This window comes from Rhizobium acidisoli, assembly GCF_002531755.2.
Lineage (GTDB): Bacteria > Pseudomonadota > Alphaproteobacteria > Rhizobiales > Rhizobiaceae > Rhizobium > Rhizobium acidisoli.
Genome location: NZ_CP034998.1, coordinates 4256929 through 4277644, shown reverse-complemented (window position 1 = coordinate 4277644; position 20716 = coordinate 4256929). Strand labels below are relative to the sequence as shown.

Sequence of the window (20716 nt, the reverse complement as noted above, 5' to 3'; positions counted from 1 at the left end):
TGAAAGAGGGCGGACTGGGTTCAGGCCCGTTCAACGCAAACCAACCGGCGCATACGTGTCCGCTCCGCTATTCAGGACACGCAGGAGATTTTATGTCAGTAGCTACTCCCTCTCGCGAGGATTTCGCGGCCCTTCTCGAAGAGTCCTTTGCCAAGAACGATCTGGCCGAAGGCTATGTCACCAAGGGCATCGTCACGGGCATCGAAAAGGATGTCGCCGTTGTCGACGTCGGCCTGAAGGTCGAAGGCCGCATCGCGCTCAAGGAATTCGGCGCCCGCGCCAAGGATGGCCAGCTCAAGGTTGGCGATGAAGTCGAAGTTTACGTTGAGCGCATCGAAAACGCGCTCGGCGAAGCCGTTCTGTCGCGCGAGAAGGCTCGCCGCGAAGAGAGCTGGGTCAAGCTCGAAGCCAAGTTCGAAGCCGGCGAGCGCGTCGAAGGCGTGATCTTCAACCAGGTCAAGGGCGGCTTTACGGTCGACCTCGACGGTGCGATCGCCTTCCTGCCGCGTTCGCAGGTCGATATCCGCCCGATCCGCGACGTCACGCCGCTGATGCATAACCCGCAGCCCTTCGAAATCCTCAAGATGGACAAGCGCCGCGGCAACATCGTGGTTTCGCGCCGTACGGTTCTGGAAGAATCCCGTGCCGAGCAGCGTTCTGAAATCGTTCAGAACCTCGAAGAAGGCCAGGTTGTTGACGGCGTCGTCAAGAACATCACCGATTACGGTGCGTTCGTTGACCTCGGCGGCATCGACGGCCTGCTGCACGTCACCGACATGGCATGGCGCCGTGTGAACCATCCGTCGGAAATCCTGAACATCGGCCAGCAGGTCAAGGTTCAGATCATCCGCATCAACCAGGAAACCCACCGCATCTCGCTCGGCATGAAGCAGCTCGAGAGCGATCCTTGGGATGGCATCCAGGCCAAGTATCCGGAAGGCAAGAAGATTTCCGGTACCGTCACGAATATCACCGACTACGGTGCATTCGTCGAGCTGGAGCCGGGCATCGAAGGCCTGATCCACATTTCGGAAATGTCCTGGACCAAGAAGAACGTACACCCCGGCAAGATCCTGTCCACGAGCCAGGAAGTCGAAGTCGTCGTTCTCGAAGTCGATCCGTCCAAGCGCCGTATCTCGCTCGGCCTCAAGCAGACGCTGGAAAACCCGTGGGCAGCATTCGCCCGCAGCCATCCGGCCGGCACTGAAGTCGAAGGCGAAGTCAAGAACAAGACCGAATTCGGCCTGTTCATCGGCCTCGACGGCGATGTCGACGGCATGGTGCACCTCTCCGACCTCGACTGGAACCGTCCGGGCGAACAGGTCATCGAGGAGTTCAACAAGGGTGACGTCGTCAAGGCCGTCGTTCTCGACGTCGATGTCGAGAAGGAACGCATCTCGCTCGGCATCAAGCAGCTCGGCAAGGATGCGGTCGGCGACGCCGCTGCATCGGGCGACCTGCGCAAGAATGCAGTCGTTTCCTGCGAAGTCATCGCGGTCAACGACGGCGGCGTCGAAGTGAAGCTCGTCAACCACGAGGACATCACTTCCTTCATCCGCCGCGCCGACCTCGCCCGCGACCGCGACGAACAGCGCCCCGAGCGCTTCTCGGTCGGCCAGGTCTTCGACGCCCGCGTCACCAACTTCTCCAAGAAGGACCGCAAGATCATGCTGTCCATCAAGGCTCTGGAGATTGCGGAAGAGAAGGAAGCCGTTGCTCAGTTCGGTTCGTCCGACTCGGGCGCTTCGCTCGGCGATATCCTGGGCGCAGCCCTGAAGAACCGCGGCGGCGAATAAGCCTCGCATCCGCCTTTGAATTGAAGAACCCGCCGGAGCGATCCGGCGGGTTCTTCATTTTCAGGGCATTTATTCCCAGCCGACCATGCGCTGATAGAGCGCATAAACCGGGTCGGCGGCCGCGCCTGACTGATATGGCGTCGGCTCGGAATCGATCATCCTCGGCGTCCGGCGCTCAGGCGCCGCATTGGCTGCTTCGCCATCGGCCGCGGCATCCCCGCTGCCGGACTGCGCCTGCTGCTGATCTTCCTGCTGCTGATCTGGCGACCCGCCCTCATGGTGGTGCTGATGCTGGTGGCTGGTTTCATCCGCCTTCCCGTCCGCCGGGACATCCTTGGCGAACTGATAAGGCAGCTGCGTATAAGCAAGTCCCTCCGGCATCCTTGCCGCAAGCGGCACATAGGCAGGCTCGGCCGTCTCGGGAAGCGGCATCGTGGGCAGTGGCGCATCGGTCTCTTTCGGCTGGCGGGCAGCCGTAGCCACGATCTCCGGTTCCATCGGCGATGGGTGCAGCGCCGCGGAGGGGCGCGCATCGGCTGCTGCGATCTCAGCCGGCTGCCTCGTCAAGGTTTCGGCCGCATCGCTGATGACGGCATCGTCGAGGATCGTATCGATCTCCACGGCCGCTTCGACGGCACCATCCTCCAGCACGGCTTCGACATCCTGCTCGCGGATGATGGTGACGATCATCTCGGAAACCTCTTCGGTCATCGAAGCGGCAATTCCTGTCCAGTTCCTCGGAATGACGGGATCGCCCTTTTCCGACACAGTGCGAGGCTGGAGAGCAGACGCCTCCGGCGTTTCCTGCGCCTCCTCGGCCGCTGCGGCTTCGGCCGGCAAGGCTGGCGCCGCGTCGATCTCTTGCGGCTCAGATTCTTCCGCGACGACCTCGCTTGCAGCTGCCGATATGGACTGAGCCCGGTTTTCATGCCGCGGCGTTTCCGGATCGGCTACCTCAACGGCCTCGACGATCACCGCTTCTTCGGCGGCCGCGAGCGCCGCGGCCTCGATCAGCGCACCGGCCGGCGCCGACAGCTTGTCTGGCGGCTGGCGCATGGCGGCTGGCGCATGATCCTCATGCAGCTGGATCTCCGGCCGGGCTTCGGCGCGCATCGGCGAAGCGTCGTTTTGGCCATAGGAGCGCACGACGGCGCGGGCGGCGAGATCGCGATCCTTGTAACGGACGATTTCCAGATAGGCGACGATGCGGGCCGCTTCCGGGCCTGCAGGGTTCTTCAGGGCTGCGGCGATCATCCGAAGCGGCAGGCTGTGGCCTTGCTCCGTCAGTTGGCGCTCGACCTCGTCGATCTTGGCGGCCGGCAGCCGCTGGATGGCATCGGCAAGCCGGGAGGCAAAGGCAAGATTGGTTTCGTCCTCGCCGCGATCCAGCGAGATCGCGCGCCCGGCAGCATCAATGGCATCGAAGAGGGCTTCGATCATGCGCTCGCGTGCGGCAAGGAGCAGGATACTGAGCTTGCCGGCAATGGCGGAATTCAGGTCGGCGGCTTCGACGGCGTTGACGGGCGCGGGCGCAATCACAGAACGGCCGAGGCCGCCGGCGACGATCGCCGCAGTCTGGCCTTGAGACGAAAAGCTTGCATTGGACGCTGCACGAACGGGAGTCAACATGGCATGCTCCTTTCGTAAAGTGACGATGAAAGCAGGCTCTATAAAGGACCGCGCTCATCCGGCCCCTTGCATCCCCGCAGATCCTCCTGTCCGCATGACGCAATACCGGCGTCATCGAAATGCATAAATATTAACGGGAATTTTAGGAAAGAGGCGTTAACGAATCGCTAACGCCGCGGACACGCCGATCCACGATCTTTGTTTTCATGCGTGCCGCAGGCAATTTACTCAGCTATGGGCGAAGATATCGGCTTCTTCCCAGCCGAGCAGGTCGAGCTTGGCGCGGGTCGGCAGGAATGCGAAGCAGGCCGTCGCATGGTCGAAGCGGCCGTCGCGGAGCAGGCGTTCCGTCAGCTTGTCGCGCAACGCGTGCAGATAAAGCACATCGGAAGCGGCATATTCGAGCTGGGCCGGAGACAGCGTCTCGGCCGCCCAATCGGAAGACTGCTGCGCCTTGGATATATCGACGTCGAGCATCTCCTTGAGATTGTCCTTGAGGCCGTGGCGATCCGTATAGGTGCGGATCAGGCGCGAGGCGATCTTGGTGCAGAAGACCGGGTTCGTCGTGACCCCGAAAGTGTGGAAGAGCACGGCAATATCGAAGCGGCCGTAGTGAAAGATCTTCTGATGGGTCGGATCTTCGAGCAGGGCGACGAGATTGGGAGCCTCTTTCTGGCCGGGGGCGATGCGGATGACGTCGGCGGTGCCATCACCCGGTGAAAGCTGGACGACGCAGAGCCGGTCGCGGCGCGGCACCAGGCCGAGCGTTTCGGTGTCGATGGCAATCGCGCCGGTGTAGCGCGCGGCATCGGCTGCGGAAATATCGCCTTCGTGATAACGTATGGTGGCGGCCATGAGACTGTCTTTCCTTAGGACGCTTTAGCACTTTGAATTGCCGCTTAATTTTATCCTTAAATCGATGGCGATTTAAGGAATTATGCAGTGCGCTATAGCGCAAAGCCGCAAAATGCGAAACCGCTTCCTCTGCAGGCGTTTCAGAATGTCGGCGGCGTGTTGATCCAGAGAAGCACGGTTTCGCCGTCATGGCGGTTGCGCCAGGAATGGTAGCGGCGGCTTTCGAAATAAAGTGAATCGCCCGGGCCGAGATCGAAGAACTGATCGCTGTCGAGCACCAGTTCGAGCCGGCCGGACAGGACATGCATGAATTCCTCGCCTTCATGGCGATAGGCGCCCTCGCTGGCAGCACCGGGCGCCAGCACGAAACGGTGACAATCCATCATTCTGGGGCCTTCGGCCAGCAACTGCACCGCGACTCCAGGCGTCGTTTCCGGCCAGCTGCGCCATTCCCCGGCACGCACCAGCACCGGCACCTCGGCGCTTTCTTCGCCGGAGAGGCGTGAGACGGTGGTGCCGTAATAATCGGCGAGGTCATGCAGCGTCTTGAAACCGACGCCCTGGGAGGTGCGCTCCAGCGTCGAAAGCGTCGAGGAGGTGACGCCGATATCGCCAGCCACCTGATCAAGCGTCTTGCCGGCGGCGTGGCGCAGGCTGCGCAGCTTGCGTCCGAGGCCGGTGCCCTGGCTTGCCTCGGCGCCATCGGCAGAAGGCTCCTCGCCTTCCAGCGCCTCGCGGATGGCGGCGGGATTGAGACCACGCTCGGCCCGATACCAGGAGATGCGCTTCAGCCGCGCCACATCGTCGGCGCTGTATTGGCGATGACCGGTTTGCGAACGGCCAGGAACGACCAGACCCTGGCTTTCCCAGAGACGCAGCGTCGAGGCCGAAACGCCAGCCAGCCGTGCGGCCTCCGCCACCTTGTAGCGTACCGGCCCGTTATCGTTCATCCGCCACTATCCCCGATTCCAATCGCTGCCGAGCATTTATCAAAAAGCGTGATGTTTGAAGCAAAAAATCCCACTTGTTTTCTTGCAGGAAAAATGTAGGAGTTTTATAAATAACTTGCAGAACTTATACAAGATAATTTCAACCCCCCTTCAGACAGGAGCGCATCGATGACCGCGACGAGCCTTACGGACCGGAAGAACGCCGCCATTTCACGGGGCGTCGGCACGACGACCCAGATCTATGCCGATCGCGCCGAGAATGCCGAGATCTGGGATAAGGAGGGCCGCCGCTACATCGATTTCGCCGCCGGCATCGCCGTTCTCAACACCGGCCACCGCCATCCCCGGGTGATTGCGGCGGTCAAGGATCAGCTCGACCACTTTACCCATACCTGCCATCAGGTGGTGCCCTATGAGAACTATGTCAGTCTCGCCGAGCGTCTGAATGCGCTGGTGCCGGGTGACTTCGAGAAGAAGACGATCTTCGTCACCACGGGTGCCGAAGCGGTCGAAAATGCCGTCAAGATTGCGCGGGCGGCAACCGGCCGCTCGGCCGTCATCGCCTTTGGCGGCGGTTTCCATGGCCGCACCTTCATGGGCATGGCGCTGACCGGCAAGGTCGTGCCCTACAAGGTCGGCTTCGGCGCGATGCCGGGCGACGTCTTCCATATTCCTTTCCCGGTCGAACTGCACGGCGTCACCGCCGATCAGTCGCTTGCAGCGCTGAAGAAACTCTTTGCCGCCGATGTCGATCCGCAGCGGGTCGCCGCCATCATCATCGAGCCGGTGCAGGGCGAAGGCGGTTTTTACCCGGCGCCGGCCGCCTTCATGAAGGCGCTGCGCGAGCTCTGCGACCAGCACGGTATCCTGTTGATCGCCGACGAGGTGCAGACCGGTTTTGCCCGCACCGGCAGAATGTTCGCGATGGATCATCACGAGGTGGCGGCGGATCTCACGACGATGGCGAAAAGCCTTGCCGGCGGCTTTCCGCTCGCCGCCGTCACCGGTCGCGCCGAAATCATGGACGCGCCGGGACCGGGCGGGCTCGGCGGCACTTATGGCGGCAATCCAATCGGCATCGCCGCAGCGCATGCCGTCCTCGACGTCATCGCCGACGAGGATCTCTGCAACCGCGCCAACCTGCTCGGAGGACGGCTGAAACAGCGGCTGGAATCGCTGCGCGAGACGGTGCCCGAGATTGCCGATATCCGCGGGCCGGGCTTCATGAATGCCGTCGAATTCAACGACCGGACGACGGGCTTGCCGAGCGCCGAATTCGCCAACCGGGTGCGGCTGACAGCGCTCGACAAGGGCCTGATCCTCCTCACCTGCGGCGTCCACGGCAACGTCATCCGCTTCCTCGCGCCGATCACCATTCAGGACGAGGTGCTCGGGGAGGCGCTCGACATTCTTGAGGCCTCGATGCTGGAAGTGAGTGCGGCCAAGTGAGGCGACAGGCACCGGATTTCAATGGCTGCCGGCGACCGGCAGCCGCTGCCAAGGAGATATGACATGGCTTTCACCACCGCGCTGACCAAACACGTTCCCTTCTCTTCACCGTTCCTGCGCGCTGCCGGCTATATCAACGGCGTCTGGACATCGGGTGATGCCGCCGGGACTTTCGACGTGCTCAACCCGGCAACCGGCGAGCTGCTTGCCTCGCTGCCCGATATGGGGGCTGCCGAAACGCGGACGGCGATCGATGCGGCCTATGCCGCCCAGCCGGCCTGGGCCGCCCGCCCGGCCAAGGAGCGCAGCGTCATCCTGCGCAAATGGTTCGACCTGATGGTCGCCAATGCCGACGAACTGGCCGCCATCCTGACCGCCGAAATGGGCAAGCCTTTCGCCGAAGCGCGCGGCGAGATCCTTTATGCCGCCGCCTATATCGAATGGTATGCTGAGGAGGCAAAGCGGATCTACGGCGAGACGATCCCCGCGCCGTCCAATGACAAGCGCATGATCGTCATCAAGCAGCCGGTCGGCGTCGTCGGCACGATCACGCCATGGAATTTCCCGGCGGCGATGATTGCCCGCAAGATTGCGCCGGCGTTGGCCGTCGGCTGCACCGTCGTATCGAAGCCGGCCGAGCAGACGCCGCTGACGGCGATCGCCCTTGCCGTACTCGCCGAGCAGGCCGGCATCCCGGCCGGCGTCTTCAACCTCATCGTCGGCGTTGACGGCCCGGCGATCGGCCGCGAGCTCTGCGGCAATGACAAGGTGCGCAAGATCAGCTTCACTGGCTCGACGGAGGTCGGCCGCATCCTGATGCGGCAATGCGCCGATCAGATCAAGAAGGTGAGCCTGGAGCTCGGCGGCAACGCGCCGTTCATCGTCTTTGATGATGCTGATCTCGACGCCGCCGTCGAAGGCGCGATCGCCTCCAAATACCGTAATGCCGGCCAGACCTGCGTTTGCGCCAACCGCCTCTACATCCAGTCAGGCGTCTATGACGCCTTCGCGGCTAAGCTTGCCGCCAAGGTCGCCGCGATGTCGGTCGGCGACGGCTTCCAGCCGGGTGTCGAGATCGGGCCGCTGATCGACGAACAGGGCCTTGCCAAGGTGGAAGACCATGTCAGTGACGCGCTTGCCAAGGGCGCCAGGGTACTGACCGGCGGCAAACGCATCGACGGCGCCGGCACCTTCTTTGCGCCAACGGTGCTGACCGGCGTGGCGCGCGGCATGAAGGTGGCGCGCGAGGAAACCTTCGGGCCGGTGGCGCCGCTCTTCCGCTTCGAGACGGCCGAAGATGTCATCGCTCAAGCCAATGATACGGAATTCGGCCTTGCCGCCTATTTCTATGCCGGCGATCTGAAGAAGGTCTGGCGGGTGGCGGAAGCGCTGGAATACGGGATGATCGGCATCAATACCGGCATCATGTCATCCGAGACCGCGCCTTTCGGCGGCATCAAACAATCCGGCCTCGGACGCGAGGGCTCGCGCCACGGCGCCGACGACTATCTGGAAATGAAATATCTCTGCATCGGCGGCGTCTGATCCGCCAGCCGGGAAAATCGGGCACGCGGCCTCTCGCCGCGTGCCGTCAATAGTGCGGCGGGCGGGTGATACCAGGCGCTTCCAGCGATTGCTCCTCGAGCGACAGGAAACGTTCGGTCAACCGGTCGAGCTTGGAGCGCATCTGCTCGACGATCTTCCATTGCTCGGTCAGCTGATCGGAAAGCTCCTCGATCGTCTTCGCCTGATGGGCCAGCATTTCCTCCAGCCGGGTGATGCGGTTCGTCTCGTCGGACATCGATCCTCCTTTGCCGAAACCGGCAGTACAGATGCTCCTCCCAAAGCGGAAATAGGCCGCTTCGTCAATGCTTTCCATGGCTGGCGCGACCATGCGCAAAAACCGAACCATCTGGTTACTAAAAGACCTTGCCGCGCCTGATGTTGTGGGGTAGGCCCTTATCCATCAGGGAGGAATACTGATGGATGTAGGAAACGGCTTTCTTCATCCGGACCGGCTCTTTCCGGCCGACCCGGCAACGCGGACCATTGCGCGCGACCTCTACGAGACGGTGCGTAATCTTCCAATCGTCAGCCCGCACGGGCATACCGAACCGTCCTGGTTCGCCGACGACAAGCCCTTCGAAGACCCGGGCTCGCTGCTGGTCATTCCCGATCATTATCTCTTCCGCATGCTGCACAGCGTCGGCGTCACCTTGGACGAACTCGGCGTTCCCAGGCTCGACGGCAAGCCGGTGGCTGAGGGACGGGCGATCTGGCGGACCTTTGCCAGGCATTACCATCTCTTCCGCGGAACGCCTTCGAGCCTCTGGGTCGACCACGCGATGTCGGCCGTGCTCGGCTGCACCGAGCCGCTGACATCCGACAATGCCGATGCGCTCTACGACCATATCAATGCGCAGCTTGCCCTTCCCGAATTCCGCCCGCGGGCGCTGCACCAGCGATTCGGCATCGAAACGATCGCGACGACAGAGGGCGCGCTCGACCCGCTGGCCCATCACCAGAAGATGGCGGCCGACGGCTGGATCGGCAAGGTCCGCACGACCTACCGGCCGGACAGTGTCACCGATCCCGACGCCGTCGGCTTCCGCGACAATCTCGTCAAGTTCGGAGAGATCACCGGCGCCGATGTGACACGCTGGGACGGGCTGATCGAGGCGCATCGGCGCCGGCGCGCCTATTTCCGCCAGTTCGGCGCCACCGCGACCGATCACGGCGTGCCCACAGCTTTCACGGCCGACGTGCCGCTTGCGGAAAAACAGGCGCTGCTCGACAAGGCGCTGAAGGGGCCGCTTTCCCCTCAAGAGGCCGAACTCTTCCGCGGCCAGATGATGACCGAGATGGCCGGGCTTTCGGCCGAAGACGGCATGGTGATGCAGATCCATGCCGGTTCGCGGCGCAACACCGACAGCGGCCTCTTTGCGACCCGCGGCCCGAATATGGGCGCCGATATCCCGACGCGCACCGACTGGGTCGGTGGGCTCAATGCGCTGCTTTCCAGATACGGCCATGCGCCAGGGCTGCGGGTGCTGCTCTTCACCCTCGACGAGACGACCTATGCGCGCGAGATGGCGCCGATGGTCGGCCATTGGCCCTGCCTGATGATCGGCCCGCCCTGGTGGTTCCACGACAGCCCGCTCGGCATTCGCCGCTATCTCGACCAGGTGGTGGAAACGGCAGGCTTCGCCAATATGGCCGGCTTCAATGACGATACCCGGGCACTGCTTTCGATTCCGGCGCGGCATGACGTCTGGCGCCGCGAAGTCTGCCGCTTCCTCGCCGGGCTCGCCGCCGAGCACCGGATTTCCAAGAAGGAAGCCGAGATCGTGGCGGGCGAACTCTCCTATGGCAATGCGAAGAAGGCCTACAAGCTGTGAGCGAACGACTGCAGACCCTTTCCGGCCTCGCCCCGACGGCGAAGCTTCCCGCCTATGATCGCAGCCGGCTGAAAAGCGGCATCCTGCATCTGGGTCCCGGCGCCTTTTTTCGCGCGCATTTCGCGCCGTTTACCGATGGCGCGCTGGCAGCCGACGGCGGCGACTGGGGCATCGAGGTGGCAAGCCTGCGCACGCCCGATGTCGCCGACAATCTGAGTGCCCAGAACGGGCTTTACACGACGTTGATCCGCGACACTTCGGGCACGACGGCTGAGGTGATCGGCTCGATCCTGAAGGCGCATGTGGCGCCGCGCGATCCGGCCGGCCTGCTGGCGCGGCTCGAAGATCCCGATATCCGCATCGTCAGCATGACGGTGACGGAAAAGGCCTATGGTTTCGATCCGGCAACCGGCGGCCTCGATCTCAAACATCCCGATATCGTCGCCGACCTCGCCAACCGCCATGCGCCGCGCGGCGTCATCGGCTATCTCGTCGAAGGCCTCGCACGCCGCCGGCAGAAGGGCATCGCCCCCTTTACGCCGCTGAGCTGCGACAACCTGCCGAGCAACGGCGCCGTTCTGAAACGCCTGGTGCTCGAATTCACCTCCCGTATCGATGCTGATCTGCACCGGTGGATCGAAGCGAATGTGCCCTTCCCGTCGACAATGGTCGACCGCATCACGCCGGCAAGCACCGAGGCGACTTATGCCGATGCCGAGCGGCTGACGGGGCGCGCGGATATGGCGGCGATCGAGACGGAGCCCTTTACGCAATGGGTTATCGAAGATCATTTCGCCGATGGCCGTCCGGCCTGGGAAAAGGTGCGCGGCGCGCTGATGGTCGAAGACGTCTCGGCCTATGAGAAAATGAAACTCCGGATGCTGAACGGCGCCCATTCGCTGCTCGCCTATCTCGGTTATATCGGCGGCTATGAATTCATCCGCGATGTGATGGATGATGCCGCCCTGGCAGCGCTTGCCTACCGCCACATGCATGCGGCGGCGAGAACGCTCGATCCGGTTCCCGGCATCGATCTCGACGACTATGCCAATGAATTGATAGCACGCTTTGCAAACAAGGCGATTGCGCATCGCACCTATCAGATCGCCATGGACGGCACGCAGAAACTGCCGCAGCGGCTGCTGGAACCGGCATGCGAAGCGCTGGCGCATGGCGACCGGGCGGAGACCTATGCGATCGCCGTTGCGGCATGGATGCGTTATGCGCTCGGCGAGCACGGCAACGGCGAGCGCTACGAGCTGCGCGATCCCCGTGCGGCGGAGATCGCCGCGCTGATCGCCGATGTCCCGCGCACGGGTCCTGCGATTTCGGCGGCGCTTTTTGCCCTGCCCGGACTTTTCCCCTCGGCGTTGACCGGACATCGGGCGTGGACGCAGGATGTGTCGGACAAGCTGGAAATTCTGATCCAGGATGATCGGCTGCCGTTGTTTTGAGGTTTTCCGACATAGGAGAGGGCGTGCCGTGGCCGCCCCCCTCTGCCCTGCCGGGCATCTCCCCCACAGGTGGGGAGATTGGCTGGGCTCACTGGCTTCCCCAAACAACTGGCGTCACAGCCCGGCGAAACGATAGACGGATGCAAAGGTTTGGCCACTTGTAATCTCCCCACCTGTGGGAGAGATGCCCGGCAGGGCAGGGGGGGGGCGGCCCGGCACACCCTCTCCTCCTAAACCTATATCCTCGGAGCGCTCGAACGCGCCGTAAAAGCAACCCGTCAAGCCTTCACCCGCACCATACCAGGATCGTAAAGCGGCGCCAGCGACACCTTGCAAGGGATGCGCTCCCTGGCGACATCGAGTTCATAGGTGCCGGAGAGGATGAAATCTTCCGTCACGCCGTCGGCATTGCGGATGTAGCCGTAGCCGATTGGCTTGCCGAGCGTATAGCCGAAGCCGCCGCTCGATAGCCAGCCGACACGTTTGCCGTTGCGATAGATGGTTTCGCGGCCGAGCAGCACGGTATCGGGATCGTCAGGAACGAAACAGGCGAGGCGCTTCTTCACACCCTCCTTAAGCTGGCGCTCGATCGCCTCGCGGCCGCGGAAGGGAATGCTCTTCCTGATCTTCACCGCCCAGCCAAGACCGGCTTCAACTGGCGTATGGTCGGGGCCGATATCCGAGCCCCAGGCGCGATAGCCCTTTTCCAGGCGGCAGCTTTCGATGGCGCGGTAGCCGGCGTTGACGAGGCCGAGCTTGCTGCCTGATGTCATCAGCAGATCATAGACCGTGGTGGCGTATTCGATGGGGACATGCAGCTCGTAGCCGAGTTCGCCGACATAGGTGATACGCAAGGCCCGCACCGGGCAGCCTGATATGCCGATGGTTCTGACCTGGCCGAAGGGAAAGGCGGCATTGGAGACATCGCTGCCAGTCACCTGTTCCAGTACGGCGCGCGCATTCGGTCCCATCAGCGACAGCACAGAATAGGCTGAGGTGACGTCGACCAGTTCGGCATGCATCTCCGTCGGAATATTGCGGGCGATCCAGTTGAAGTCATGGGTGGCGAAGCCGGTGCCGGTGACGATGTAATATTCGTCCTCGGCGATGCGGGCGACGGTCAGGTCGCATTCGATGCCACCCTTGTCGTTCAGCATCTGGGTGTAGATGAGCGATCCCACGGGCCTGGCGACATCGTTGGCGGCGATCCAGGAGAGTGCCGCCTCGGCATCCCTACCCTTCAGCACGAATTTGGCAAATGAGGTCTGGTCGAAGATGACGGCCGCCTCGCGCACTGCCTTGTGCTCGCGGCCGACGGCGTCGAACCAGTTCTGCCTGGTATAGCTGTAGACATCCCGCGGCTCCTCATTGGCGAAGAGATCGGCAAACCAGTTCGGCCGCTCCCAGCCGAGCTTTTCGCCGAAACAGGCCCCCTGCGCCTTTAGCCGGTCATAGAGCGGCGACTTGCGGCAGGGGCGGCCGCTCGAATGCTCCTCGAACGGCCAGGCCATGGTGTAGTGTTTGCCGTAAGCTTCGAGTGTGCGGGTGCGCACCCAGTCGGTATCGAAATGCGGCCGGCCGAAACGGCGGATATCGACCGGCCAGAGATCGTAGGGCGGCTCGCCCTTCGTCACCCATTCGGCAAGCGCCATGCCGGCGCCGCCGGCAGAGGCGATACCGAAGGCATTGAAACCGGCACCGACGAAGAAATTCTTCAGTTCAGGCGCCTCGCCGAGAATGAAATTGCCGTCCGGTGTAAAACTTTCCGGGCCGTTCAGCAGTTGTTTGACGCCGACATTCTCCAGCGCCGGAACGCGGCCGAGCGCCTGTTCCATGATCTGCTCGAAATGGTCGAAATTGCTGTCCAGCAGCGTGTAGTGGAAACCCTCGGGAATGCCTTTCTCCGCCCAGGCGATGGGGTTCGGCTCATAGCCGCCCATGACGATGCCGCCGACCTCCTCCTTGTAATAGGTCAGGCGATCGGGATCGCGCAGCGTCGGCAGGTTGGAGGGGACGCCGAAGGATTCGGTGATGATATATTGATGCTCGACCGAGACCAAAGGCACGTTGACGCCGAAGCGTGCGGCGAAGGTGCGCGTCCATTGGCCGGCACAGACGACGATCCGCTCGCATTCGATGCGGCCTTCAGCCGTGACGACGGCGCGGATTCGTCCCTTGTCGATCTCGAGATCGAGAACTTCGGTATCCTCGAAGATCGAAACGCCGGACAAACGGGCGCCCTTTGCCAGCGCCTGGGTGATGTCGGAGGGGTTGGCCTGGCCGTCTGTGGGAAGGAAGGCGGCGCCGACGAGATCGTCTGTCGTCATCAGCGGCCAGAGATCGAAGGCCTCCTGCGGCGTCAGCAACTGCATTTCGAGGCCGAAGGACTGCGCGGTGGTCGCCTGGCGCCTGACCTCCGTCCAGCGCTCCTCGTTGCAGGCAAGGCGCAGGCCGCCATTCATTTTCCAGCCGGTGCCGAGGCCGGTTTCCTCTTCAAGGCGCTTATAGAGATCAACGGAATAGCCGAGCAGCTGGGTGATATTAGCGCTGGTGCGCAGCTGGCCGACGAGGCCGGCGGCATGGAAGGTGGTCCCGGATGTGAGCTTCTTGCGCTCCAGCAGCACGGTATCGGTCCAGCCGAGCTTGCCGAGATGATAGGCTGTCGAGCAGCCGATGATGCCACCGCCGATGACAACGGCTTTCGCCGTCTTCGGTAATTGTCTCGTCATTTATCGTTTCCGTTCAAAGGCTTGGTAGGCGCGCTCGAAACGCGCGAGGTTTTCGGCCGTATAGGCGGCGTAGTCGAATTGGATGGTGGAGTGGATTTCCGAAATCATGCTCCAGAGCGTCTCGCGCAACAGCGAGGCGCATTTCATCGCGGCGTAACGGCGGCTGAGATCATCGGTCAACGGCCGGTCGAAATAGCTCTCCAGCATCATCTGCTCGGCGGCTTGCGAAAACTCGTTGTTGGAGGCCAATCCGCCGAGATCGAACAGCGGCGTGTTGAAGCCGGCATAGTCCCAGTCGATCAGCCAGAGCCGCTTGCCGTCGTCGAGAAAGTTGGCGGCGAGAAGATCGTTGTGGCCGAAGGCGATCTCGAACGGCCCTGCCGCCTGCTCCAGCGCCTCGGCCTTGGCGATCAGCGCCGGCAACAGCGGCAGATAGGGGCTGCCCGCCTCCTTCAGGCTGGCGGCATAGTCACGGATGACGTGGAAGACCCAGAAGATCATCGCCTGGCCGCGGAAATGCCGGGCGATATCATGGTGGCAGGCGCGCACCAGGGACAAGACCCGGGCGAGCATATCAGGCGCCCTGATATCCTCCGGGCAAAGCGCCTTCGCCTCGATATAGTCGAGCACCAGAACACCGGGCGAATGGTGGATGACGGCAGGCGATATGCCGGCGGCATGGGCCGCACGGCTGGCGGCAAGCTCGTTCTGCCTGCTGATGTGATGGATCGGGATATCGGTGCCGAGCCTCACCACACAACGCGCGACGGCATCGCTGACCAGATAATTCCGATTGGTGATGCCGCCTGAGATCGGCGCAATTTCGATCGGGCCCTGCCAGATGCCGAGCGCATGAATCCTATCTTCAGGCGTCATGCCATCCCCCTCGCCTTCTCGAAATGATGAGGCAGAGGAGGATCGGCTGTCAAGCAGCGGTTACAGCGCTGCGGCGGGATTAGATGGTCTTGCCGGAGCCATCGAAGACATGACAGCGGACCGGGTCGAAGAAGGTCTTCACATTGGCGCCGCGCTCGACCTTCTGCTGGCCGTCGAGGGCGACGGTCAGGAGCTGGCCATCCGGCGTCGTGGTGTAGAGCATGGTGGCGCCGCCGAGATTTTCGACCAGATCCACGTTGACGGTCGACAGCGTAATGGCGCCCTCCGTAAGGGAAAGATGCTCGGGGCGGATGCCGAAGGTGACATCCTGGCCGGCTTCGCCTTTCAGCCGACGTGGCAGGCGGACGGAATTGCCGCAGACATGGATGCTGGTTTCCGTCTCGCCGACCTGCTCGATGCGGGCCTTCAGAAAATTCATCTTCGGGCTGCCGATAAAGCCGGCAACGAAACGGTTGGCCGGATTGTTGTAAAGATCGAGCGGCGCGCCGACCTGTTCGATACGGCCGGAATTCAATACGACGATCTTGTCAGCCATCGTCATGGCTTCGACCTGGTCATGGGTGACATAGATCATCGTGTTGCCAAGCTGACGGTGCAGGCGGGAAATCTCGACGCGCATCTGCACACGCAGTTCCGCATCGAGATTCGACAGCGGTTCGTCGAACAGGAAGATGCGCGGCTCGCGCACGATGGCCCGGCCGATCGCCACACGCTGGCGCTGGCCGCCGGAAAGCGCCTTCGGCTTGCGCTCCAGGAGCTTCTCGATCTGCAGGATCTCGGCGGCGCGTTTGACCTTCGGCTGGATATCGGCCTTCTTGTAACCCGCCGTCTCCAGGCCGAAGGCGAGGTTTTTGTAAACCGACATATGGGGATAGAGGGCATAGGACTGGAAAACCATGGCGATGCCGCGCTTGGCGGGCGCCACCTCGTTCATGCGCTCGTTGTCGAGCAGCAGCCCGCCGCCGGTGATTTCCTCGAGGCCGGCGATCATCCGCAGAAGGGTCGATTTTCCGCAGCCGGAGGGACCGACAAAAACGACGAATTCGCCGGGATCGATCGTCAGGTCGATGCCATGGATCACATCCAGCGAGCCGTAGCGCTTCTCGACCTTCTGAAGAACGACACTGGTTGCCATCTTCTCAAAACCCCTCTCGTTTTATTTATCGATTACTTCGTTCTTGCACGCCAATCGACGTATTTCGGACTGTCCGGGCCGACCGGCAGCGGCACTTCGGCGCCGCTGTCGGAAGACTGGTAGATGGCGGTGACGAGTTCCAGCGCGCGGCGTGCATCCACCGTCGTCACCGGCAGCGGCCCATGGCCGCTGAGGAAGGCGTGAAACTGGCCCATCTGGGTAGTGAAACGCGGCGCGACCGGCTGCCAGTCGCTGATCACCCGGTCGATCTTTGCCTGCACGTCGTCATTGGCGGCGATGATCTTCCAAGGATCCTTACCTGGCGTATAGGGCTCATGGCTGCTTTCGAAGGTAACATTCTCGAAGTGCAGCCTCAGCCGGCTCAACTGTTCCTGCGAACCCAGCGTGCAGGACAGCGAGACGAAGGCGCCGCTTTCCATCAGCAGGCTGGCGGAGGCGCAATCCTCGACCTCGATATCGTTGACGCGGGTGGCGACACGGCCGAAGACCCTTGCCGCCGGCCCCATCAGATGCATCATCATGTCGTGCAGATGCAGCGCATGGGTGACGAGCACGCCGCCGAGTTCCGTCGCCCATTTGCCGCGCCAGGGCACGGCGTAATATTCGGGCTTGCGCAGCCAGAAGGTTTCGACCGAAGCCGTGTAGGCCTTGCCGGCAATGCCGGCGTCGATAATCCGCTTGGCCTTCTGGATGCCGTCGCCGTAGCGATACTGGAAGATCGGCATCAGCACGCCTTTGGCGGCTTTCTCCGCTGCCATGATCGTATCGACGGCGGCAAGCGAGCCGGTCAGCGGCTTTTCGCAAACGACATGTTTGCCGGCAGCGAGGGCAGCCACCACCTGTTCCAGATGGATGCCGGGCGGAGTGCAGATATCGATGATGTCGATCGTTTCGTCGGCGAGCAACTCCGCAAAGGAGGTGGTGCGCCGCTCGATGCCGAACTCGTCGCCGACTGACGCCATGCGCTGCTCATTCAGGTCGCAGATCGCCACGACCTTGAACTTGTCGGCATGCGGCAGATAACCCTCGACAATGTGGGAGCGGCCGATACCGCAGCCGACGATCGCGACCGTTCTGATGCTCATGTCACTGTTTCCCGTGACCGCCATCAACGCTTCATACCCGTGGTGGCGATGCCTTCGATCAGCAGGCGCTGGAAGAACAGGAAGAAGAAGAACACCGGCACGAGCGTCAGCGTCGACATGGCGAACAAGCCGCCCCAATCCGATGCGCTGGTGGAATCCACGAAGGTGCGCAGGCCGAGCTGGATCGTGTAGGTATTCATGTCGTTCAGGTAGATCAGCGGACCGAAGAAATCGTCCCAGGTCCAGATGAAGGAGAAGATGGCGGCCGTTGCCAGAACCGGCAGCGACAGCGGCAGCATGATCTTCCAGTAGATGCGCCAGGCGCTGCAGCCGTCCATCATAGCGGCTTCGTCGAGTTCGCGCGGGATGCCGCGGAAGAACTGCACCATCAGGAAGATAAAGAAGGCATCGCTTGCCAGGAACTTCGGCACGACGAGCGGCAGGATGGTGTTGACCCAGCCGAGGTTGAGGAAGAGCACATATTGCGGGATCAGCGTCACGTGATAGGGAATCATCAGCGTGCCGAGCATGATCGCGAACCAGAAATTGCGGCCGGCGAAACGCAGTCGCGCAAAGGCGAAGGCCGTCAGCGAGCAGGCGATGACATTGCCCGTCACCACCAGCAGCGAAATGACGAGCGAATTCCAGAAGAACCGGCCGAAGCTGACATCGAGACCGACCCAGCCGCGCGCATAAGAGGAAAAATCGATCGACGACGGGATAAGCGAGGTCGAGGAGAAAATCTCGGTTTCCGGCCTGACCGATGCCGAAACCATCCACAAAAGCGGATAGACCATCAGAATCGATGCGGCGATCAATAGTGCGTGGATGACAAGCGACGCCGGCAGGCTGCGTTTGGTGATGTCCGATGGCGGCCTGGCCGCAGTGACGGAAGCGGTCATCTCAGTCATCGTAGTGCACCCAATAGCGCGAGGTCAGGAAGGAAAAGGCCGTGAAGATCGCGATGATCACGACCAGGATCCAGGCGAGCGCCGAGGCATAACCCATGCGGAAATTGCCGAAGGCTTCCTGATAAAGGTAGAGCGTGTAGAACAGCGTCGAGTTGATCGGGCCGCCGGTACCGCCTGATATGATGAAGGCCGGGGTGAATGCCTTGAAGGCGTCGATTGTCTGGACCACGGCGTTGAAGAAGATGACCGGGGTGAGCAGCGGCAGGGTGATCTTGTAGAACTGGCGGAATTTCGAGGCTCCGTCGAGGCTTGCCGCTTCATACATATCCTGCGGGATCTGGCGCAGACCGGCGAGAAAGATGATCATCGGCGAGCCGAACTGCCAGACCGACAGCGCCACCAGCGTGTAGATCGAATAGTTCGGATGCGAGATCCAGCTGGGACCTTCTATACCGAACTGCGAGAGCGCGGCATTGACGAGACCATCGCTGGCGAAAAGCTGGCGCCAGAGCACGGCGATCGCCACGCTGCCACCCAGCAACGAAGGGAGGTAGAAGATGGCGCGATAGAAGGTCAGCCCGCGCAGGCCACGATTCAAAGCCATGGCAACCAGCAAGGCGAAGGTCAGTTTGAACGGCACCGAGAAGACAACATAAGTCAGGGTGACGTGCATGGCGGCCGAAAATTTCGGATCCGCCGTGGCGATGCGCACGTAATTCGAAATACCCACCCACCGCGGCGACTGCAGCATGTCGAAGTCGGTGAAGGAGAGGTAGAGCGAAATCAGGGCCGGCCCCAGCGTCAGCCCGAAAAAGCCGATAAGCCATGGCAGGAGGAAGAGATAGCCGGGAGCATTGGCGTTCCAGAGACGCCGGAAGCGTCCCTCGGCCACGGCCCCCTGATATCGTTCCACTGATATAGCCCCTGCGGGCGTGCGCATCGCATTGCTCATACGGGATCAGCCTCGTGCGAGAATCTGCGTGATTTCGGTGACAAGCTGTTTGCCGCCATCGGAAGGAGATAGCTGGCCGAAGCCGACCTGTTCGGCGATGTTGCGCAGCATCAGCTCGCCTTCACCGGCCCCGGCCGGCGGCGGCGGCGGCAATTTGCCGGCAAGATCGCCGAGACCGCTGACATAGGCCAACGCGACCTTGCCGTTCTCGTCGAGTTTCGCCGCGACGACCTCGCGCATGGCGGCCGATTCCGGAATGCCGCGTTCGACATCCAGGAGCAGCACTGCTTCGGGGTTCTTGACGAAGAAGTTGATGTAATCCACTGCCAAGTCGATCGCTTTCGACTGGGCCGAGACCGAGAAGAACATCGAAGGCTTGCGATAGTGGCCGCCCTTCGAATCCGCCTTGATGCGCATGTAGTTGGTGAGCGCCAGCTTGTCCTTGTTCATGGCCTGATAGGCGACGAACTGGTTGGAATGGGCAAAACCGGCCGCGGACTTGCCGAGCGATACCGTGTTGGTTTCGATGTCGTTCTTGTCGAGCGCCTGGACGTCGGCAGGAACGCAGGCGCCGGACTCACGGAACTTGGCCCACATGTCGTACCATTCCGATGCATCGTCGACGTCGAAGGCGATCTTGCCGTCGGCGGTATAAAGGCCCTTGCCGCGCTGGCGCAGCCAGTTTTCGAACAGCGGTTCACCGCCACTGCCGTCGGCGAGGCCGAACATGCCCTTGCGTTTGCCTGCCTTGGTGATCTCCGTACCCATGCGGCCGAATTCTTCCCAGGTGGTCGCCTGTGTCGGCAGATCGACCCCGGCTTCCTTGAAGGCGGTGGTGTTCAGCACCGTCGCGGCCGAGTTTGCACCCAGGCTGACGCCATAGAGATGGCCGTCGACGCTGCCGCCTTCGATCTGCGCCTTGTCGAAATCGTCAAGGTTGAGCTTGGCCGGCATATAGGATTCAAGCGGTGCGAGTGCGCCGCGCCGTGCATACTGAACGATATAGCGATAATCCATCTGGATGACGTCGGGCGCGTTGCGGCCGGCGACCTGGGTCGCAAGGCGCGGCCAGTAATCGCCCCAACCGAGGAATTCGCCGGTGATCGACGTACCGGCATTCTTCGTCTGATAGAGCTGGGACACCTTGTTGGTGCGGTCGGCGCGCGGCTGCGAGCCCCACCACAGGAGGCGCAAGCGCTTTTCCTGTGCAAAAGCGCTGGTTCCGAGCGCCGAGAGCGAAAGAAGCGTTGCGCCTCCCGCCATGAAATTACGTCTGCTTACACGTAGGCTCATTTTTTCCTCCTCCAAAGGGGAAGCGCCTCCACACGCTTCCGATGTCGTTACTCTTGCATAAATAACTAATTGGTTACAAGCTACGAGCAAAGCGGCAAGCCTGTCAAGCGGGGTGTCGGTTCTTGCTCGCCGCCCTTCTAAATTCGGTTTTTACAATTTCGC

General features: G+C 62.1%; 16 protein-coding genes. 5 read left to right on the top strand and 11 right to left on the bottom strand.

The window, feature by feature from the left end; translation table 11 throughout:
* Positions 1-92: 92 nt before the first annotated feature.
* A complete protein-coding gene (gene rpsA / locus CO657_RS20770; protein ID WP_003571265.1) occupies positions 93-1796 on the top strand; it encodes a 30S ribosomal protein S1 in 1704 nt (567 codons plus the stop codon).
* Positions 1797-1865: 69 nt separating this feature from the next.
* Here rpsA and CO657_RS20765 read toward each other — a convergent pair whose 3' ends face one another.
* The 3 genes from CO657_RS20765 to CO657_RS20755 form a co-directional block, all read right to left on the bottom strand.
* On the bottom strand, positions 1866-3425 hold the full coding sequence (locus CO657_RS20765) for a hypothetical protein (protein WP_054182223.1): 1560 nt from the start codon (positions 3423-3425) through the stop codon (positions 1866-1868).
* A 228-nt stretch (positions 3426-3653) separates the two neighbouring features.
* Positions 3654-4280 (bottom strand): ribonuclease D, encoded by a 627-nt coding sequence (locus CO657_RS20760; protein WP_054182224.1) that lies wholly within the window; start codon positions 4278-4280, stop codon positions 3654-3656.
* 140 nt (positions 4281-4420) lie between these two features.
* Positions 4421-5230 (bottom strand): MerR family transcriptional regulator, encoded by an 810-nt coding sequence (locus CO657_RS20755; RefSeq protein WP_054182225.1) that lies wholly within the window; start codon positions 5228-5230, stop codon positions 4421-4423.
* Positions 5231-5398: 168 nt separating this feature from the next.
* On the opposite strand from CO657_RS20755, the gene CO657_RS20750 reads away from it, so the two are divergent.
* Both CO657_RS20750 and CO657_RS20745 read left to right on the top strand, forming a co-directional pair.
* Positions 5399-6679: a 4-aminobutyrate--2-oxoglutarate transaminase gene (locus tag CO657_RS20750; RefSeq protein WP_054182226.1), complete on the top strand. Its 1281-nt coding sequence runs from the start codon at positions 5399-5401 to the stop codon at positions 6677-6679.
* Between the two features lie 63 nt (positions 6680-6742).
* On the top strand, positions 6743-8224 hold the full coding sequence (locus CO657_RS20745; protein WP_054182227.1) for an NAD-dependent succinate-semialdehyde dehydrogenase: 1482 nt from the start codon (positions 6743-6745) through the stop codon (positions 8222-8224).
* 46 nt (positions 8225-8270) lie between these two features.
* On the opposite strand, the gene CO657_RS20740 is transcribed toward CO657_RS20745, so the two are convergent.
* Positions 8271-8480, bottom strand: a complete 210-nt coding sequence (locus CO657_RS20740; protein ID WP_003589419.1) for a SlyX family protein — start codon at positions 8478-8480, stop codon at positions 8271-8273.
* 181 nt (positions 8481-8661) lie between these two features.
* On the opposite strand from CO657_RS20740, the gene uxaC reads away from it, so the two are divergent.
* Positions 8662-10077: a glucuronate isomerase gene (gene uxaC / locus CO657_RS20735; protein WP_054182228.1), complete on the top strand. Its 1416-nt coding sequence runs from the start codon at positions 8662-8664 to the stop codon at positions 10075-10077.
* On the top strand, positions 10074-11531 hold the full coding sequence (locus CO657_RS20730; RefSeq protein ID WP_054182229.1) for a mannitol dehydrogenase family protein: 1458 nt from the start codon (positions 10074-10076) through the stop codon (positions 11529-11531). Before uxaC ends, CO657_RS20730 begins: the two co-directional genes overlap by 4 nt.
* A 278-nt stretch (positions 11532-11809) precedes the next feature.
* Here the strand turns inward: CO657_RS20730 and CO657_RS20720 are convergent, their stop codons facing one another.
* The 7 genes from CO657_RS20720 to CO657_RS20690 form a co-directional block, all read right to left on the bottom strand.
* Complete coding sequence (locus tag CO657_RS20720) at positions 11810-14260, bottom strand: GcvT family protein (RefSeq protein ID WP_054182230.1); 2451 nt, start codon at positions 14258-14260, stop codon at positions 11810-11812.
* Positions 14261-15136, bottom strand: coding sequence for a phosphotransferase (locus tag CO657_RS20715; RefSeq protein ID WP_012559455.1), 876 nt, complete (start codon positions 15134-15136; stop codon positions 14261-14263).
* A gap of 79 nt (positions 15137-15215) precedes the next feature.
* Complete coding sequence (locus CO657_RS20710; RefSeq protein WP_012559454.1) at positions 15216-16292, bottom strand: ABC transporter ATP-binding protein; 1077 nt, start codon at positions 16290-16292, stop codon at positions 15216-15218.
* A gap of 32 nt (positions 16293-16324) precedes the next feature.
* The gene (locus CO657_RS20705) at positions 16325-17422 is read right to left on the bottom strand and encodes a Gfo/Idh/MocA family protein (protein ID WP_012559453.1); all 1098 of its coding nucleotides are present in this window, start codon (positions 17420-17422) and stop codon (positions 16325-16327) included.
* The gene (locus CO657_RS20700) at positions 17422-18309 is read right to left on the bottom strand and encodes a carbohydrate ABC transporter permease (protein WP_003589429.1); all 888 of its coding nucleotides are present in this window, start codon (positions 18307-18309) and stop codon (positions 17422-17424) included. The genes CO657_RS20705 and CO657_RS20700 overlap by 1 nt, the downstream gene beginning before the upstream one ends.
* Positions 18302-19261, bottom strand: a complete 960-nt coding sequence (locus CO657_RS20695) for a carbohydrate ABC transporter permease (protein WP_003589430.1) — start codon at positions 19259-19261, stop codon at positions 18302-18304. The genes CO657_RS20700 and CO657_RS20695 overlap by 8 nt, the downstream gene beginning before the upstream one ends.
* A gap of 6 nt (positions 19262-19267) precedes the next feature.
* Positions 19268-20554 carry an ABC transporter substrate-binding protein gene (locus CO657_RS20690; protein WP_054182231.1) on the bottom strand — a complete coding sequence of 429 codons (1287 nt, stop codon included), beginning with the start codon at positions 20552-20554 and terminating at the stop codon, positions 19268-19270.
* Positions 20555-20716: the final 162 nt, after the last annotated feature.

What these genes read in the sequence shown, in the direction of transcription:
- CO657_RS20710 (WP_012559454.1), bottom strand. Translation starts at nt 16,292, where the DNA reads ATGGCAACCAGTGTCGTTCTTCAGAAGGTCGAGAAGCGCTACGGCTCG.
- CO657_RS20765 (WP_054182223.1), bottom strand. Translation starts at nt 3,425, where the DNA reads ATGTTGACTCCCGTTCGTGCAGCGTCCAATGCAAGCTTTTCGTCTCAA.
- CO657_RS20760 (WP_054182224.1), bottom strand. Translation starts at nt 4,280, where the DNA reads ATGGCCGCCACCATACGTTATCACGAAGGCGATATTTCCGCAGCCGAT.
- CO657_RS20750 (WP_054182226.1), top strand. Translation starts at nt 5,399, where the DNA reads ATGACCGCGACGAGCCTTACGGACCGGAAGAACGCCGCCATTTCACGG.
- CO657_RS20700 (WP_003589429.1), bottom strand. Translation starts at nt 18,309, where the DNA reads ATGACTGAGATGACCGCTTCCGTCACTGCGGCCAGGCCGCCATCGGAC.
- CO657_RS20745 (WP_054182227.1), top strand. Translation starts at nt 6,743, where the DNA reads ATGGCTTTCACCACCGCGCTGACCAAACACGTTCCCTTCTCTTCACCG.
- CO657_RS20695 (WP_003589430.1), bottom strand. Translation starts at nt 19,261, where the DNA reads ATGAGCAATGCGATGCGCACGCCCGCAGGGGCTATATCAGTGGAACGA.
- CO657_RS20740 (WP_003589419.1), bottom strand. Translation starts at nt 8,480, where the DNA reads ATGTCCGACGAGACGAACCGCATCACCCGGCTGGAGGAAATGCTGGCC.
- CO657_RS20715 (WP_012559455.1), bottom strand. Translation starts at nt 15,136, where the DNA reads ATGACGCCTGAAGATAGGATTCATGCGCTCGGCATCTGGCAGGGCCCG.
- uxaC (WP_054182228.1), top strand. Translation starts at nt 8,662, where the DNA reads ATGGATGTAGGAAACGGCTTTCTTCATCCGGACCGGCTCTTTCCGGCC.
- CO657_RS20705 (WP_012559453.1), bottom strand. Translation starts at nt 17,422, where the DNA reads ATGGCGGTCACGGGAAACAGTGACATGAGCATCAGAACGGTCGCGATC.
- rpsA (WP_003571265.1), top strand. Translation starts at nt 93, where the DNA reads ATGTCAGTAGCTACTCCCTCTCGCGAGGATTTCGCGGCCCTTCTCGAA.
- CO657_RS20690 (WP_054182231.1), bottom strand. Translation starts at nt 20,554, where the DNA reads ATGAGCCTACGTGTAAGCAGACGTAATTTCATGGCGGGAGGCGCAACG.
- CO657_RS20755 (WP_054182225.1), bottom strand. Translation starts at nt 5,230, where the DNA reads ATGAACGATAACGGGCCGGTACGCTACAAGGTGGCGGAGGCCGCACGG.
- CO657_RS20720 (WP_054182230.1), bottom strand. Translation starts at nt 14,260, where the DNA reads ATGACGAGACAATTACCGAAGACGGCGAAAGCCGTTGTCATCGGCGGT.